Below are 14,596 nucleotides of genomic sequence, written 5' to 3'. Positions count from 1 at the left end.
GATTCTTACGGGCGGCGGCGCTAGATCCTGGGCGCCGCCGCTCCGCACGGACCCGAACGCCTTGGCCGTCATCGCCGCCTTCATCATCAATGCGGGGCTGAACTTCGTCCTCGGCCTGCTGATCGCACGGCTCCTCGGCCCGGCCGATTTCGGCCGCTTCGCCCTGGCGACGACGGGGGCCATCGTCCTCAACACCGTGCTGTTCGAGTGGCTGCGCCTCTCGGCCACGCGCTTCTATTCCGGCCGCGTGCGGGTGGACGAGCCGTGGATCCGCCACGGGCTCGACCGAGCCTATCTCCGGCTCGGGATTCTCCTCGCGGCCGCCGCCGCCCTCTGCGGCGCCTTCGGCTACGGCGAGGGCGCGGAGGCCCGCGAGGCGGTTCTCTGCGGCACCGGCCTCGCGGCCCTCGGCATCGGCGTGTTCGATTATCATGCCGCGCTCGCCCGCGCCCGGTTCGACGGCAAGCTCTATCTCGGCCTCGTCGCCGTGAAGAACGGCTTGGCCTTCGTGACGATGGCCGGCGCCGCGTGGTTCCTGCCGCAGCCCGCCTGGGTGCTCGCGGCGGCGGGGATCAGCCAGTTTCTGGCCGTCGTCCTGTTGCGGGGCTGGCTGCGCGATCCGGCGGCGACCTTCGAGCGGGCGCGGCTTTCGACGACCTGGGGCGTGTTCGCCCGCTACGGCCTGCCGCTGATCGCGGCCAACGCCGCCTACCAGCTCCTGTCCTTCGTGAACCGGGGCGCCGTGGCGAGCCATGCGGGCTTCGAGGAGGCCGGCTATTTCGCTCTTGCCGCCGACGTGACCTCGCGGGTGTTGACGACCCTCGGCATGGCCCTCGACCTGCTGCTGTTCCAGATCGCCGTCCACGCGGAGGAGCATCACGGTCGGGCGGCGGCGGAGGCGCAGGTGGCGCGCAACGCCGCGATGGTCTTCGCCGTGCTGGCCCCCTGCGCCGTGGGCTTCTGGGCGGTGCTGCCGGCGTTGCAGGCCCTCGTCGTGCCGGAGGCGTACCGGGGGCCGTTCGAGACCTACAGCCTCGCGCTCCTCCCCGGCCTGTTCGCTTTTTCGATGATGCTCTACGCGGTGAGCCCCGGCGTCCAGATCCGCCGCCGGACGCTGCCGGTGATCGTCGCCGCCGTCCTGGCCCTCGTGCTGAACGGGATCGGGCTCCTCGTCCTGCCCGGGGCCTTCGGGGGGCTCGGCGTCGCCCTGGCGCAATCGCTCGGCCTGACGGGCGCCGGCCTGTGGCTCGGCTGGCGGGTGCTCACGGGCCCCGATCGGCTGACCTTTCCCTGGGGGCAGATCGGCGGGGCGGCGCTCGCCTGCCTCGCCATGGGCCTCGCCCTGGCCCCCTTCCGCCACCTGCCGCCGGCCATGGCCCTCGCCGTGCTGGTGCCGGCGGGCATGGGGCTCTACGGCGCGCTCGTGTGGGCCTTCGACATCGCCGGCCTGCGCGGGCAGGTCCTCGCGCGCCTGCGCCCCGCGCGGGCCATGGCGGCGGAATGAGAAAGGGGCGCCCGCGGCGCCCCGTCCGAATCCGTTACTCGATGTCCTCGACCCCCTCGGCGCCGCCATAGACGCGCTGGGCCAGCGACGATTCCATGAACGGGTCGAGATCGCCGTCGAGCACCTCGTCCGGGTCGGTGGACTGGGTGCCCGTGCGCAGGTCCTTCACCAGCTGGTAGGGCTGCAGCACGTAGGAGCGGATCTGGTGGCCCCAACCGATATCGGTCTTGGCCGCCGCCTCCGCGCTGGCCTTCTCCTCGCGCTTCTTCAGCTCGGCCTCGTAGAGGCGGGCGCGGAGCATGTTCCAGGCGGTGGCCCGGTTCTTGTGCTGCGAGCGCTCCTGCTGGCACGCCACCACGATCCCAGTCGGGTTGTGGGTGATGCGCACCGCCGAGTCCGTGGTGTTCACGTGCTGGCCGCCGGCGCCGGAGGAGCGGTAGGTGTCGATCCGGCAATCGGATTCCTTGATCTCGATCTCGATCCGGTCGTCGATCACCGGATAGACCCAGACGCTGGCGAAGCTGGTATGCCGCCGGGCATTGGAATCGTAGGGCGAGATCCGCACCAGACGGTGGACACCGGACTCGGTCTTGAGCCAGCCATAGGCGTTGTGGCCCTTGATCAGGAGCGTCGCGCCCTTGATCCCGGCCTCTTCGCCGTCGGTCATCTCGACCACGTCGACCTTGAACTTCCGCCGCTCGGCCCAGCGGGCGTACATGCGTTGAAGCATGTTCGCCCAATCCTGGCTCTCGGTGCCGCCCGCGCCGGCATGGACTTCGACATAGGTGTCGAACCCGTCCGCCTCGCCGGAGAGCAGGGTCTCGACCTGCCGGCTCGCGGCTTCCTTCTCGACGGCGAGGATCTGCTGCTCGCCCTCGGTGATGGAGGCGGAATCGCCCTCCATCTCGCCGAGTTCGATCAGCGTCGCCGCGTCTTCGAGGTCGCGTTCGAGCTTGCGGATGGCCTGGACGGATTCATCGAGCTGCTGGCGCTCGCGCATCACCGCCTGGGCGGCCTCGGCGTCGTTCCACAGGTCCGGGTCCTCGGAGCGGGCGTTCAGCTCCGCGAGGCGTTTGTCGACTGTATCCCAGTCAAAGATGCCTCCTCAGCAGTCCTATAGACTGCTTGGCGGCATCCGAGGCTTGCTCGATCTCGGCGCGCATCTGGTGTTTCGAAGTGAGGTGTCAGGGCCGGGGTGATACCGGCCGCATCCGGCGGTGTAAATGGGCGAGGCCAGCGCGGGGTCACTCCCCCGGCGGCGCCCATTGGTGGAACACCGTGCTGTCGAAGGCGAAGACCGGCTCGTCGCGCTGGTTCATCCCGGTGTTGCGGGCGAAGATCAGCCCCCAGCCGGGGCGCGAGGCCGAGGCGCGCTTGTCCGTGACCTTCGTGGCGAAGCGGATCGTGTCGCCCGCGTAGACCGGCCGGATCCAGCGCATGTTGCGGAAGCCGGGGGACGGCCCCGATTCCGGCACGGGCCCGCGCTCGGCCGTGTAGGCGACGTCGCGGGCGCGGGTGGTGAGCAGGCGGTTCATGTAGGCCGCCGCCGTGTGCCAGCCCGAGGCGCAGAGCCCGCCGAAATGCGTCCGCCGCGCCGCCGCGTCGTCGAGGTGGAAGGCCTGCGGATCGTAGGCCCGCGCGAAGGCGATGATCGCGTCCGCGTCGAAGCTGGCGGCCCCGAGGTCCCGCGTCGCACCGATGGCGAGGTCGCGCAGGTAGGGGACGGGCTCGGCGTCGTCGGGCTCCGCGATTCGTGTCGGCGTGCCAGTCGTGACCGGGCGCGGCGGCAGGGGCTGCGTGCCACGCCGCGCGAGCATGAAGGTGAAGCGCTGCGTCATCACCGTCTCGCCCCGGCCGTTCGCGAGGGCGAGCAGGGCGCTGACGAAGCCGAGGCCGGGCTTGGTGGCGCTGTCGCGCAGGCCGGTGATCGTCAGGCTCACCCGCAGCGTGTCGCCCGGCAGGACCGGGGCGAGCCAGCGCAGTTCATCGATGCCCGGCGCCCCGAGGGACGAGCCGCCGTTGAACGGCCCTTGCTGCAGGAGCCGCATCCCGAGGGCCGCCGTGTGCCAGCCCGAGGCGATGAGCCGGCCGGCGAAGGTCGTCTCCGCCGCCGCCTCATCCAGGTGGAAGGGCTGGAAGTCGAAGGCCCTGGCGAAGGCGACGATGTCCTCGCGGCTCACCGTCATCGGTTCGCCGGTCAGCACATCGCCGACGGAATAATCCTCGAAGGCCAGTTCGGGCATTCGACCCCGGACGTTGATCAGTTGGCGAAGCGGAAATGCAGCACGTCGCCGTCCTGCACGACGTATTCCTTGCCTTCAAGCCTGAGCTTGCCGGCATCGCGCGCGCCGGACTCGCCGTTGAGGCTGGTGTAGTCCTTGAACGCGATGGTCTCGGCGCGGATGAAGCCCTTCTCGAAATCCGAGTGGATCACGCCCGCCGCGCCCGGCGCGCGGGTGCCCTTGGTGATCGTCCAGGCGCGGGCCTCCTTCGGGCCGACGGTGAAGTAGGTCACGAGGCCGAGGAGGTCGTAGCCGGCGCGGATCACCCGGTTCAGGCCGGGCTCGGCGAGGCCCACGGCTTCGAGGAAGTCGGCCTGATCGGCCTGCGGCATCACCGCGATCTCGCTCTCGATCTTGGCCGAGACCACGACGGCCACGGCGCCCTCGGCCTTGGCGCGGGCGAAGACGGTCGCCGAATGGGCGTTGCCCTGGTCGGCATCGCCCTCGTCCACGTTGCAGACGTAGAGGACGGGCTTGGCGGTCATCAGGCCGAGTTGCTGGAACAGCTTCTCTTCCTCGGGCTTGCGCTCCACGAGGCGGGCGGGCTTGCCGTCGCGCAGCAGCGGCAGGGCGCGGTTCACGAGGTCGAGGAACTCCTTGGCCTCCTTGTCGGAGCCCTTGGCCTTCTTCTCCAGGGCGACGGCGCGGCGCTCCAGGCTGTCGAGGTCGGCGAGCATCAGCTCGGTCTCGATGGTCTCGATGTCGGCGGCCGGGTCGACCTTGCCCTCGACGTGGGTGACGTCCCCATCCTCGAAGCAGCGCACCACGTGGGCGATGGCATCGACCTCGCGGATGTTGGCGAGGAACTGGTTGCCGAGGCCCTCGCCCTTCGAGGCGCCGCGCACGAGGCCGGCGATGTCTACGAAGGTCAGCCGGGTGGGGATGATCTCCTTGGAGCCGGCGATCCGGGCGAGGTCATCCAGGCGCGGATCCGGCACCGCCACCTCGCCGACATTGGGCTCGATGGTGCAGAACGGATAGTTCGCCGCCTGCGCCGCCGCCGTCTGCGTCAGCGCGTTGAAGAGGGTCGACTTGCCGACGTTCGGCAGGCCGACGATGCCGCATTTGAAGCCCATGACGTGTCCTAGTGTTCTGCGCCGACGGCTTCAGGGCCGACAGTGAAAGGGTTGAGGATCGTGACGCCGTGGAGCGTGCGACCGTGTTGAAAGTCCTCGGTCAGCAGATACCGGCAGCCCGCGCGAACGGCTGCGCCGAGGATGGCACAATCCCACCATTGGAACGCGGTCTCCTGCCGGAGTGACCACGCGATCCGGATCAATTCAAGATCGACGGCTCCTTGGGAATAGGCTTCGAGTTCGACGGTCGCTTGCCGGGCTGCGTCGGCCGTGATCGGCAGCTTTCCCCTGAGCGTGACATGGAGAAACTCGCCGAGCACCTGAGGGCTCACCACGAGGACACCCCGGTCCGCCAGCACGGACAGCCAGCGCGCCGCGGCGGCTTGCTTCGAAGGTTCACGGTCGTCACGGGCGTACAGGAAGACGTTCGTATCGACGAAGACCGATTCAGTCGTCATCGTACATCTGATCGCGGGCCGGCGCCTTCCCGTTCTCGTCCAGGACGTGCAGCGGCGGCCCGGCGAGGAATCGCTTCATCGCCTCGCGCTGCGACATCGCCGGACGCCCGACACGCTGCTCGACCGTCTTGGCGATGAATTCGGACAGGCTCGTCCCCTCGCGGGCCGCATCTTCCTGCGCCCGCTGGAGAACCACGTCGTCCAGGCTCACGGTGATGGTCTGCATCGGTCCCGCTCCGTCGCCCTCGATATCGTGTCCCCGTGTTTTCGTGTCAATTTTTGCTGCCCAGCGGCTTCACCTCGTCCCAGCCGCGCCCGGCCATGGCGAGGTGGACCTTGTTCTGGAAGCTCGCATCCTCGCCCGCGGCGAGCACGGCGGCGTGGTCGGCCACCGCCCGGCACAGGTCCTCGACCCAGGGCGTCTCGGCCTTGCCGAAATCGTTGAGGACGTAGGCATGCACCAGCGCCTTGTCGCCGGGGTGCCCGATGCCGAGGCGGACCCGGCGGTACTCGTTCCCGCATTGGGCGGTGATGGAGCGCAGGCCGTTATGCCCCGCATTGCCGCCGCCCTGCTTCACCCGGAGCTTGGCCGGGGGCAGGTCGAGCTCGTCGTGGAGCACGATCACGTCGGACAGGGCGATCTTGTAGAAGCGCTGCGCCTCCGCGACCGAGCGGCCCGATTCGTTCATGAAGGTCTGGGGCTTCAGGAGGATCGCGCGCTCGGAGCCGAGCACGACCTCCGCCGCCTCCCCTTGAAAGCGCCGCCTGAACGGCGCCGCCCGGTGGACGCGGGCGATCTCGTCGATGGCGAGGAAGCCGATATTGTGCCGGTTGGCGGCGTAGCGGGGGCCCGGATTCCCGAGGCCGACGATCAGGCGCATCCTGTGCCGGAGCGGCCCACGGGCCGCCCCGTCCTCCTATGATGCGCTCACGGGAAGCGAGCGCGCGGCGGGAAAGGCCCGCGCATAGCAGATCGTCAGGAGGCCCCCAACCCGATCCTCAGGCGGCGGCGTGCCGGCGCAGGAGGTCTCGGACCATGCGGAAGGGCAGGAGAGGAAGCTTGATCAGCCCGCCCAGGGCGACGACGACGAGGACGGTCAGGAGCGCGAGGACGGTCTTGAACACGGCGGAGAACTCCGTGGCACTGCGGCCACAACGCGCCGCGAAATCGCAGTGAGCGCCTCAAAGCGGGCAACAGTGTGGACACGGAAACACCGGTCCTGCGGCAGATCGCACGGGACCCCAGTGCAGCCCGAGCATGGCGGGAGGCGCAAAACCCCGTCAGGATTGCGTCACGTTCATGCCATGGTCGGAGGGCATCCGCTCGCCTTCGCCGGGTTGCGCCCCACAGGCGCGGCCCTGCGGTTGTTGAGTGGAAGGAAGTCCGATGTCCAAGACCCTGGCGGCTCTGCTGGCCCTCGCCCTCGGCGCGGCCCCCGCCGTGTCCCTCGCCGAGTCCTCGCCCGCGCGGGATGCGCTGAAGCGGTCCTGCACCGGCGACTACATGGAATTGTGCAGCGAGTTCGCCCCCGGCGGCCCGGAGGTCGAGGCCTGCTTTCGCGCCAACATGAAGAAGCTCTCGCCCGACTGCTCCTCGGCGATCACCGCCTACAAGAAGGAGCAGAAGGCCACCCGGCGGGTGAGCGAGGCCCGCTAAGGCACTCCGCTCCCGGCCGGGACGCGGTCAGGACGCCCGCGCCAGGGTGATGATCGCCTCTCGCGGCACGGCCTCGGGCAGGATCACGACGGGGGCCCGGTCCCCCGCCGGCCCGCGCAGGATGTCGTCCATCTCGGCTTTCGGCATCGCCCGGCCGAACAGGTAGCCCTGTCCGAAGTCGCAGCCCTGGTCGGAGAGCCAATCGACGCTGGCGTCGGTCTCGATGCCCTCGGCGGTGGTGGCGAGCCCCAGGCTGGACCCGAGCTTAATGATGGCGTCCACCAGCTTCGCCCGCTCGTCGCTCATGGTGATGGCGTCGACGTAGCTGCGGTCGATCTTGAGCTTGTCGAACTTCAGCTCGCGCAGGTGGTACAGGCTGGAATAGCCGGTGCCGAAATCGTCCAGCGCGATGCGCACGCCGAGGCGCTGCAGGGAGGTGAGCGTCGCCCGCGTCGCCTCGAGATCCTGGATCAGGGCGCTTTCGGTGATCTCGACCTCGAGCCGGCCCGGCGGGAAGCCCGTCTCGGTGAGGATGGCGAGGATCCGCTCGGCCAGCCACACGTCCTGGAACTGGTGCGGAGCGATGTTGACCGCCAGGACCAGATGCGCGGGCCAATCCCGCGCGTCGAGGCAGGCGCGGCGGATCAGGTTGTAGCTCAGTTCCGCGATCATGCCCGTCTCCTCGGCGACGGGGATGAACTCGTTGGGGCTGATCAGCCCCCGCTCCGCGTGGCGCCAGCGGGCCAGCACCTCCAGGCCGACGATCTCCTTGTGCGGCAGGGCCACGACCGGCTGGTAGAACGGCTCGATCGCCCCCTGCTCGATCGCCGTGCGCAGCTCCGCTTCGAGACGGGCGCGGGCGCGCAATTCCTCGTCCATGGCGCTGCGGAAGAAGCGGTAGGTGCCCCGCCCCTCCTTCTTGCCCTGGTACATGGCGAGGTCGGCGGCGTGCAGGATCGCGTCGGAATCGGCATACTCGGCCGAGACCGCCGCGACGCCCACCGTGGCGCCGACCTTGAGTTCGTTCTGGCTCCAGTTGATCGGCGTGGCGATGGCGGCGATCACGCTCTGGGCGAGGCGGGTCAGCCCCTCGCTGCCATGGGTGAGCGGGACGAGGAGGGCGAACTCGTCGCCCCCGAGCCGGGCCGCGACGCCGCCCTGGGGCAGCAGGCTCGTCAGCCGCTCCGCGACGGCGCAGAGCACCGCGTTGCCGGCGGCGTGGCCGTACAGGTCGTTGACCGGCTTGAACCGGTCGAGATCGATCAGCAGCACCGCGAGAAGTTCGCCCGAGGCGTTCTGGCGCACCCGCTCGACTTCTTCGAGGAAGCGGCGGCGGTTGGCGAGGCCGGTGAGGCCGTCGTGCCGGGCGATGGCCTCGGCATTCGCGGCGGCGGCGTCGCGCTCCAGCATGAGGCGGCGCATCAGGATCGACTTGCGGATGCTGGCGCCGCAGATCGCCACGCCCATGCAGGCGCCGAGGATCATGAAATCCCCGAGCCGGTAGGCCTGGACGGCCTCATGGAGCACGTCAAAGGAGCCGAGGGTGATCCCGACGAACCAGATCCCCGCCCCGATCAGGAGCAGGCATAACGTCTCGTAGAGTTCGCCCTTCCGCCACTGTTTGATCGTCGCCTTGGTCATTCCGGCCACCTCTCGCGGCCGCATGACACCACGGATCACCTAAAACGGCGTGAAGCCGATGCCGGAAAGATCATATTCAGGCACAGGGGTTCGCTCATTGAAATTGAAGCGATCGTTTGCATTGCAGCGAAAACCGGCCGCGGGCGGGGCTGGGGTAGCGCCTACCAAACCAGCCGCTCGATCACCCCGTCGGGATGCACCGTCTGCCGGCCGAGCCATTCGGCGATGTCGCCGAGGGTGTGGTGGTCGGCCGTGACGCCCAGTTCCTCCGCGTGGATGCCCCGGGCGACGAGGAGGCTCGCGATGCCGAAGGCGCTCGCTCCGGCGATGTCGGTGCGGATGGCGTCGCCGATGGCGATGACGCGGCCCTTGTCGTCGGGCGGGCCGCCGTCGAGGGAGGCGGCGACGGCGAGCGCCGCCTCGTAGACCGGCCGGTGCGGCTTGCCCGCGTAGACCACCGCGCCGCCGAGATCGACATAGGCGGCGGCGAGCAGGCCGGCGCAGGGGATCAGCCGGTTGCCGCTCTCGACCACAAGGTCGGGGTTGGCGCAGATCATCGTCAGGCCGCGCGTCGCGAGGCGGGTGAGTTCGTCCCGGTAATCGTCGGGCGTCTCGGCGCGGTCGTCGAACAGGCCGGTGCAGACCACGAGGTCGGCCTCCGCCTCCGGCACGAGGGTGATATCGAGGTCCTTGAACACGCCGAGGTCGCGCTCGGGCCCGAGATGGCGGATCCGCGCGCCCGGCCGGGCCGCGATCAGCTCGCGGGTGAGGTCCCCGGAGGTGAGGATCGCGTCGTAGGCCTCGCGCGGGACGCCGAACCGGTCGAGGATGCGCCCGACGCCGTCCCCCGGACGGGGGGCGTTCGAGACCAGCACCACCCGCCGCCGCCGCGGGCCCGGCAGGGCGCGGAAGCGGATCAGCGCCTCGCCCGCCGCGACATGGGCCTTCTGGCCGTCATGGAGCACGCCCCAGACGTCGCAGAGGATCAGGTCGCGCTCCTCCGCGATCCCGGACAGGCCGGCAAGGGTGGGGATCCGCGCGGTCATCGAACAATCCTGGTCGTTGGCATCAATGGGACTTCGCCAGCGTGTGCTCGGCGAAAAAGTCGAGCATCGCCCGCGAGGCATCCGGCCCCTCCGGGTCGGTGTAGGAGCCTTCCGGCTTTCCGCCCGACCACGCATGGCCGGCGCCCCGGATGCGCCAATCCTCCACGACGACGTTGCCTTCGCGGTCGGTGAAGCGGGTGCGGGTGAAGGGATGGCTGCCGAAGCGGTCGCTCGCCCCCTCGAACCGCTCCGCGCTGGCGGTGAGGCCGGCGGCCTCGGCCTGGGCGAGGATCTGGTCGGCGTTGCGCACGCTCACCGTGTTGTCCTCCATGCCGTGGAAGACGATGGTGGGGATGCGCTTGTTCGCGACCGGGGCGCCGAAGCTCGGCCCGGTGCCGAGGCCGGGGGCGCCGACCTGCATCGCCATCAGCGCCGAGCCGAGGTCGCGGGCACAGCCGGCCGCGAGCCCCGAATGGACGCCCACGGCGGCGTAGAGGTCCGGATAGGCATGAGCGATGTTGAGCGCCGCCGCGCCCCCCGCCGACATGCCCGCGATGTAGACCTTCGCCGGATCGATCGGATAGGCGTCCATGATCGCGCGGGTGATGCCCGCGATGATCGCCGGCTCGCCGGTCTCGCGGCCCTGATCGCCCGGATCGTACCACTTCCAGCATTTCTGCGGATGGGCCGACCGGCTCTGCGCCGGATAGGCCACGAACAGACCCAGGCGCTCGGCCAGCACGTTCATGCCGGTGCCGGCGGCGAAATCGTCCGGGTTCTGGGTGCAGCCGTGCAGCATCACCACGAGGGGTGCCGGGCTCTGGGGGCTGCTTGGCACGAAGAGCTTGTAATCCCGCGCGCCGGCGGCGACCGCGTGGCTGCGGGGCAGGAAGGCGCCGGGCCCGCCGGCATTGCCGCCGCCGCTCCGCTCCGGGGCGGGAGCGGGCTGGCGGTGGCCGAGGCCCTTCAGCACCGGCGCGATGCCGCGCACCACATTCTCCACCACCTCGCGGACGCGCAGGGCGGGCGACGGCTCGGCGGCGCCGTGGCGATGGGGCGTCGGGGTGTGCGATCCGCCGCGCCCGGTGAGGGTGCGCTGGATGATGGCGGTCGCCTCCTCCAGCCGGCCGAGGCCGGTGAGCCGGGTCGCCTCCGCGAGATCGGAGAGGGGATCGCCGGAGGAACGCTTCCCGGACTTGTGGTCGAACTTGCCGAAGATGTCGGACATGGGGGTCGCCTCGTCTCGGGTTGCGGTCAGCGCAGGCGGTCGGCCAGCGCCGCACGAACGGCAGGGCTGGCCTGAAGGCTGCCCAGCACGGTCAACGTGCCGATGGTCTCGCGGGCGAGTTCGGGGGTGACGTCGGGCCCGATCGTGGCGAGCCCGAGGACGCGGATGTCGAGCATCCGCCCCTCGGCGCGGGCCGCTTCGAGGTCGGCCCGCCCGATCCGGCAGAGGCCCAGCTCGACGCTGCGGCGCTCCACCGATTGCTTGGTGATGTCGGAATGGCGCCCGATCTGGTTGCGGATCGCCGTGCGGATGAAATCGCTGCGGTTGGCATAGACGCCCTCCGCCACGAGCAGGTCCACATAGCCCAGATCGACATGGCCGAGGTTGATCGTGATCTTCTCGCTGTCCGGCACCCGCGTGCCGGCCAGCCCTTGGCCCTGTGCCATCGCTGACTCTCTACCATCCGTATGGATGGCATATAGAGGGTCGATTTCGCATTGCAATAGAAACCCGCCGCATTGCAGCATGCAGGCGCGGCTCAGGCCGGATCGGCGCTGCCGATGTAATCCGACCAGATCGCGTTGGCGCCGAGGCCGGCGCGGAAGGCATCGTGGCGCCCGCGTTCGGCATCGGTGAGGCGGCTACGGAAGGTGCGCGGGGCGGCTCCGCCAAGGCCGGGCAGGTCGGCGGACGCGGGCGCGGCGGCCTCCGCGACGAGGAGGCCGAGGCTCGTCTGCTTGCCGCCGAGCAGCTCGACATAGACCTCGGCGAGGATCTGCGCGTCGAGGAGCGCCCCGTGCTTGGTGCGGCGGGAATTGTCGATACCGTAGCGGGAGCAGAGGGCATCGAGGTTGTTGGCCGCGCCGGGATGCTTGCGCCGGGCCATGGGGAGGGTGTCGACCACGTCCTCCAGCCGGATCGGCGGCGGAGCCTCGGCGCCGAGCCGGGCATATTCCATGTTGAGGAAGCCGACGTCGAAGGGCGCGTTGTGGATGACGAGGCGGGCGTCGCCCAGGAAGTCGCGGAGATCGGCCACGATCTTGGCGAAGACCGGCTTGTCCGCGAGGAACGTGTCCGACAAGCCGTGCACCGCGAAGGCGCCTTCGGAGACCGCCCGCTGCGGGTTGACGTAGCAGTGGAAGGTGCGGCCCGTGGGGATGTGGTTGAACAGCTCCACGGCGCCGATCTCGATGAGGCGGTCACCGTTCTGGGCCTCGGTGCCGGTGGTCTCGGTGTCGAGGACGATCTCGCGCAGCATTCTGTCTGGCCCTGCCGGTCGGGCGGCGACCCTACGCCTTTCCGGGAATGGGGGCCACCGGCGGTGAGGCGGTCAGGTCCGCCACGATCCGCGCCACGGCCGCTTCCGCTGCCGGAAAGCCGCTCCCCGTGTCGATGACGTAATCGGCCCGCGCCCGCTTCTCGGCGTCCGGCATCTGCTTGGCGAGGATCGCCGCGAAGGCCGCCTCGGTCATGCCGGGGCGGGCGAGGACGCGTTCGCGCTGGATCGCGGCCGGGGCGCTCACCACCGCGACGGCGTCGCAGCGTCCCTCCCCGCCGGTCTCGTAGAGGAGCGGGATGTCGAGGACGACCAGCGGCGCCTCCGCGTTCCGGGCGAGGAACGCCTCGGATTCCCGCCGCACCAGGGGGTGGACGAGGGCTTCGAGCCGCTTCAGCCGCGCGGGATCGCCGAGCACCGCCTCGCGCAGGGCCGCTCGGTCGACGCCGCCTTGCGCGTCGAGCGTTCCGGGAAACTCGCGCCCGATGGCCTCGGCCGCTGCGCCCCCCGGCCCGTAGAGGGCGTGGACCGCCGCGTCGGCATCGTGGACCGGCACGCCGCGCTGGGCGAACAGGGCGGCGGTGGCCGACTTGCCCATGCCGATGGAGCCGGTGAGCCCCAGGACGAAGGGCTTGCCCCTCACGGCCGGAGATCCGCGACGATGAGGTCGCGCAAGGCCGCCGTCACCTGCGGGCGGGTGCCGAACCATGCCGCGAAGCCCGGCACCGCCTGATGCAGCAGCATCCCGAGCCCGTCGACCGCCGCGAGCCCCCGCCGCCGCGCGGCGGCGAGGAGGTCGGTCTCCAGGGGGGCATAGACGATATCCGCCACCGCCGCCCCGTCCGGGAGGGGCGCGAGGTCGATCGCCAGCGGCGGCTGGCCCTTCATGCCCAGCGACGTGGTGTTCACGAGGAGCCCCGCCCCTTCCAGGGCGGCGGGCAGGTCGTCCCAGGCGAGCGGCTGGGCGATGCCCGGCGCGAGGGCGGCGACCGCCTCGGCCCGCGCCGGCGTGCGGTTCGCGACGCGGATGCGGGAGACGCCCCGCTCCGCGAGGCCGACGACGATGGCCCGTGCGGCACCACCCGCGCCGAGGATCACCGCCTCGCCCCGCTGCGGCCATGCGGTGCCGAGGCTCTGGTCGAGATGGGCGCAGAAGCCCGGCGCGTCGGTGTTGTCGCCGTGGACCTGCCCGTCGCCACCGACGACGAGGGTGTTCACCGCGCCGATGCGCTGGGCCCGCTCCGTCAGCGTGTCGGCGAGCGCGAAGGCCGCCTCCTTGTGCGGGATGGTGACGTTGCCCCCCGCGAAGCCCGATCCGGGCAGGCCGCGCAGGAAGGCGGGGAAGTCGGCCGGCGGGACGTCGATCCGCTCATAGGAACCACTGATGCCGTGCTCCGCGAGCCAATGCCCGTGGATCAGCGGCGAGCGCGAATGGGCGATGGGATGCCCGGCGACGAAGGCCTTGATCATGCCGCGCAGGCTCCCGCGAGGCGGCAACCGGGCCCGCCCGCTTCCTCGATCTGGAGGGTGGCATGCGCGATGCCGAAATGCGAGCGCAGGCCCTCGCAGGTCTCCACGAGGAAGCCGTTGCCGGGATGCCCCTGCGCCATCACCAGATGGGCGGTGAGCGCGACGCTCGTCGTGCTCATCGACCAGATGTGGAGGTCATGCAGGTCCGCCACGCCGGGGCGCTCGCGCAGGAAATCCTCGACGGCGGCGGGGGAGATCTGCGGCGGCACGGCGTTCAGGGACATGGCGACGCTGTCGCGCAGCAGCCCCCAGGTCGCCCAGACCACGAGGCCCGCCACGACGAGGCTCACCGCCGGATCGATCCAGGCGAGGCCGGTCATCCAGATGACGAGGCCCGCCACCACCACGCCGGCCGAGACCGCCGCGTCCGCCGCCATGTGCAGGAAGGCGCCCCTGATGTTGATGTCGTCCTTGGCGCCGCTGACGAACAGCCACGCCGTGATCCCGTTCACGAGGATGCCGATGGCGGCCACCACCATCACCGTCCCCCCCGCCACCGGCTCCGGGTGGAGGAGGCGCAGCACCGCCTCCCACATCACCGCCCCCATGGCGATCAGCAGGAACACGGCGTTGAACAGGGCCGCCAGGATCGAGGAACCGCGCAGCCCGTAGGTGAAGCGGGCCGTCCGCTGGCGGCGCACCAGCACCGAGGCGACCCAGGCCGCGACGAGGCCGAGCACGTCGGACAGGTTGTGGCCCGCATCGGCCACGAGGGACATCGCGTTGGCGGCGTAGCCGTAGCCGGCCTCCACAACCACGAAGACCGTGTTCAGGGCGATGCCGAGAGCGAAGGCCGTGCCGAAATGCTTCGGCGCGTGGGCATGGCCGCCGCCATGGGACCCATGGGAATGGCCGTCATGGCCGTGGCTCCCATGCGAATGGTCGTGTCCTGCCAAGG

Annotated in this window: 17 protein-coding genes; 2 read left to right on the top strand and 15 right to left on the bottom strand. The window is 70.5% G+C overall.

Annotated features, from left to right (window positions below; translation table 11 throughout):
* Window positions 1–61 precede the first annotated feature (61 nt).
* Window positions 62–1,504, top strand: coding sequence for a lipopolysaccharide biosynthesis protein (locus ACXJ1Y_RS18265; protein WP_463847552.1), 1,443 nt, complete (start codon window positions 62–64; stop codon window positions 1,502–1,504).
* A gap of 34 nt (window positions 1,505–1,538) precedes the next feature.
* Here the strand turns inward: ACXJ1Y_RS18265 and prfB are convergent.
* From prfB to ACXJ1Y_RS18230, 7 genes are all read right to left on the bottom strand, one after another.
* A protein-coding gene (gene prfB / locus ACXJ1Y_RS18260; RefSeq protein ID WP_463847551.1) for a peptide chain release factor 2 occupies window positions 1,539–2,667 on the bottom strand; the annotation gives its coding sequence in 2 pieces (ribosomal slippage) (window positions 1,539–2,597 and window positions 2,599–2,667; 1,128 coding nt in all).
* Between the two features lie 81 nt (window positions 2,668–2,748).
* Entirely contained in the window at window positions 2,749–3,747 is a 999-nt protein-coding gene (locus ACXJ1Y_RS18255; protein WP_463847550.1) for a MaoC family dehydratase, read from the bottom strand.
* Between the two features lie 17 nt (window positions 3,748–3,764).
* The gene (ychF, locus tag ACXJ1Y_RS18250) at window positions 3,765–4,862 is read right to left on the bottom strand and encodes a redox-regulated ATPase YchF (RefSeq protein WP_463847549.1); all 1,098 of its coding nucleotides are present in this window, start codon (window positions 4,860–4,862) and stop codon (window positions 3,765–3,767) included.
* Between the two features lie 8 nt (window positions 4,863–4,870).
* On the bottom strand, window positions 4,871–5,320 hold the full coding sequence (locus ACXJ1Y_RS18245; RefSeq protein WP_463847548.1) for a PIN domain-containing protein: 450 nt from the start codon (window positions 5,318–5,320) through the stop codon (window positions 4,871–4,873).
* Entirely contained in the window at window positions 5,310–5,546 is a 237-nt protein-coding gene (locus tag ACXJ1Y_RS18240) for a hypothetical protein (RefSeq protein ID WP_463847547.1), read from the bottom strand. Before ACXJ1Y_RS18240 ends, ACXJ1Y_RS18245 begins: the two co-directional genes overlap by 11 nt.
* Before the next feature lie 46 nt (window positions 5,547–5,592).
* The gene (gene pth / locus ACXJ1Y_RS18235) at window positions 5,593–6,201 is read right to left on the bottom strand and encodes an aminoacyl-tRNA hydrolase (protein WP_463847546.1); all 609 of its coding nucleotides are present in this window, start codon (window positions 6,199–6,201) and stop codon (window positions 5,593–5,595) included.
* 118 nt (window positions 6,202–6,319) lie between these two features.
* Window positions 6,320–6,445, bottom strand: a complete 126-nt coding sequence (locus ACXJ1Y_RS18230; RefSeq protein ID WP_279598080.1) for a hypothetical protein — start codon at window positions 6,443–6,445, stop codon at window positions 6,320–6,322.
* Window positions 6,446–6,707: 262 nt separating this feature from the next.
* On the opposite strand from ACXJ1Y_RS18230, the gene ACXJ1Y_RS18225 reads away from it, so the two are divergent.
* Window positions 6,708–6,977, top strand: coding sequence for a hypothetical protein (locus ACXJ1Y_RS18225; RefSeq protein WP_243959322.1), 270 nt, complete (start codon window positions 6,708–6,710; stop codon window positions 6,975–6,977).
* Window positions 6,978–7,004: 27 nt separating this feature from the next.
* Here the strand turns inward: ACXJ1Y_RS18225 and ACXJ1Y_RS18220 are convergent, their stop codons facing one another.
* The 8 genes from ACXJ1Y_RS18220 to ACXJ1Y_RS18185 all read right to left on the bottom strand — a co-directional run bounded on the left by ACXJ1Y_RS18220 (window position 7,005) and on the right by ACXJ1Y_RS18185 (window position 14,594).
* The gene (locus tag ACXJ1Y_RS18220; RefSeq protein ID WP_463847545.1) at window positions 7,005–8,618 is read right to left on the bottom strand and encodes a putative bifunctional diguanylate cyclase/phosphodiesterase; all 1,614 of its coding nucleotides are present in this window, start codon (window positions 8,616–8,618) and stop codon (window positions 7,005–7,007) included.
* A 161-nt stretch (window positions 8,619–8,779) separates the two neighbouring features.
* The gene (locus ACXJ1Y_RS18215; protein ID WP_463847544.1) at window positions 8,780–9,664 is read right to left on the bottom strand and encodes a TIGR01459 family HAD-type hydrolase; all 885 of its coding nucleotides are present in this window, start codon (window positions 9,662–9,664) and stop codon (window positions 8,780–8,782) included.
* A 22-nt stretch (window positions 9,665–9,686) separates the two neighbouring features.
* Window positions 9,687–10,892, bottom strand: coding sequence for an extracellular catalytic domain type 1 short-chain-length polyhydroxyalkanoate depolymerase (locus tag ACXJ1Y_RS18210; RefSeq protein ID WP_463847543.1), 1,206 nt, complete (start codon window positions 10,890–10,892; stop codon window positions 9,687–9,689).
* Between the two features lie 26 nt (window positions 10,893–10,918).
* Complete coding sequence (locus ACXJ1Y_RS18205; RefSeq protein WP_463847542.1) at window positions 10,919–11,338, bottom strand: CopG family transcriptional regulator; 420 nt, start codon at window positions 11,336–11,338, stop codon at window positions 10,919–10,921.
* Window positions 11,339–11,430: 92 nt separating this feature from the next.
* Window positions 11,431–12,150: a DNA polymerase III subunit epsilon gene (gene dnaQ, locus ACXJ1Y_RS18200; protein ID WP_463847541.1), complete on the bottom strand. Its 720-nt coding sequence runs from the start codon at window positions 12,148–12,150 to the stop codon at window positions 11,431–11,433.
* 31 nt (window positions 12,151–12,181) lie between these two features.
* The gene (coaE, locus tag ACXJ1Y_RS18195; RefSeq protein WP_463847540.1) at window positions 12,182–12,811 is read right to left on the bottom strand and encodes a dephospho-CoA kinase; all 630 of its coding nucleotides are present in this window, start codon (window positions 12,809–12,811) and stop codon (window positions 12,182–12,184) included.
* Window positions 12,808–13,638, bottom strand: coding sequence for a shikimate dehydrogenase (locus ACXJ1Y_RS18190; RefSeq protein WP_463847539.1), 831 nt, complete (start codon window positions 13,636–13,638; stop codon window positions 12,808–12,810). Before ACXJ1Y_RS18190 ends, coaE begins: the two co-directional genes overlap by 4 nt.
* A complete protein-coding gene (locus ACXJ1Y_RS18185; protein WP_463847538.1) occupies window positions 13,635–14,594 on the bottom strand; it encodes a cation diffusion facilitator family transporter in 960 nt (319 codons plus the stop codon). The genes ACXJ1Y_RS18190 and ACXJ1Y_RS18185 overlap by 4 nt, the downstream gene beginning before the upstream one ends.
* Window positions 14,595–14,596 lie beyond the last annotated feature (2 nt).

Source organism: Methylobacterium sp. TK26 (assembly GCF_055361565.1).
Note: the sequence above shows the minus strand (reverse complement) of the source record. Positions and strands in the feature narration are given on the sequence as shown.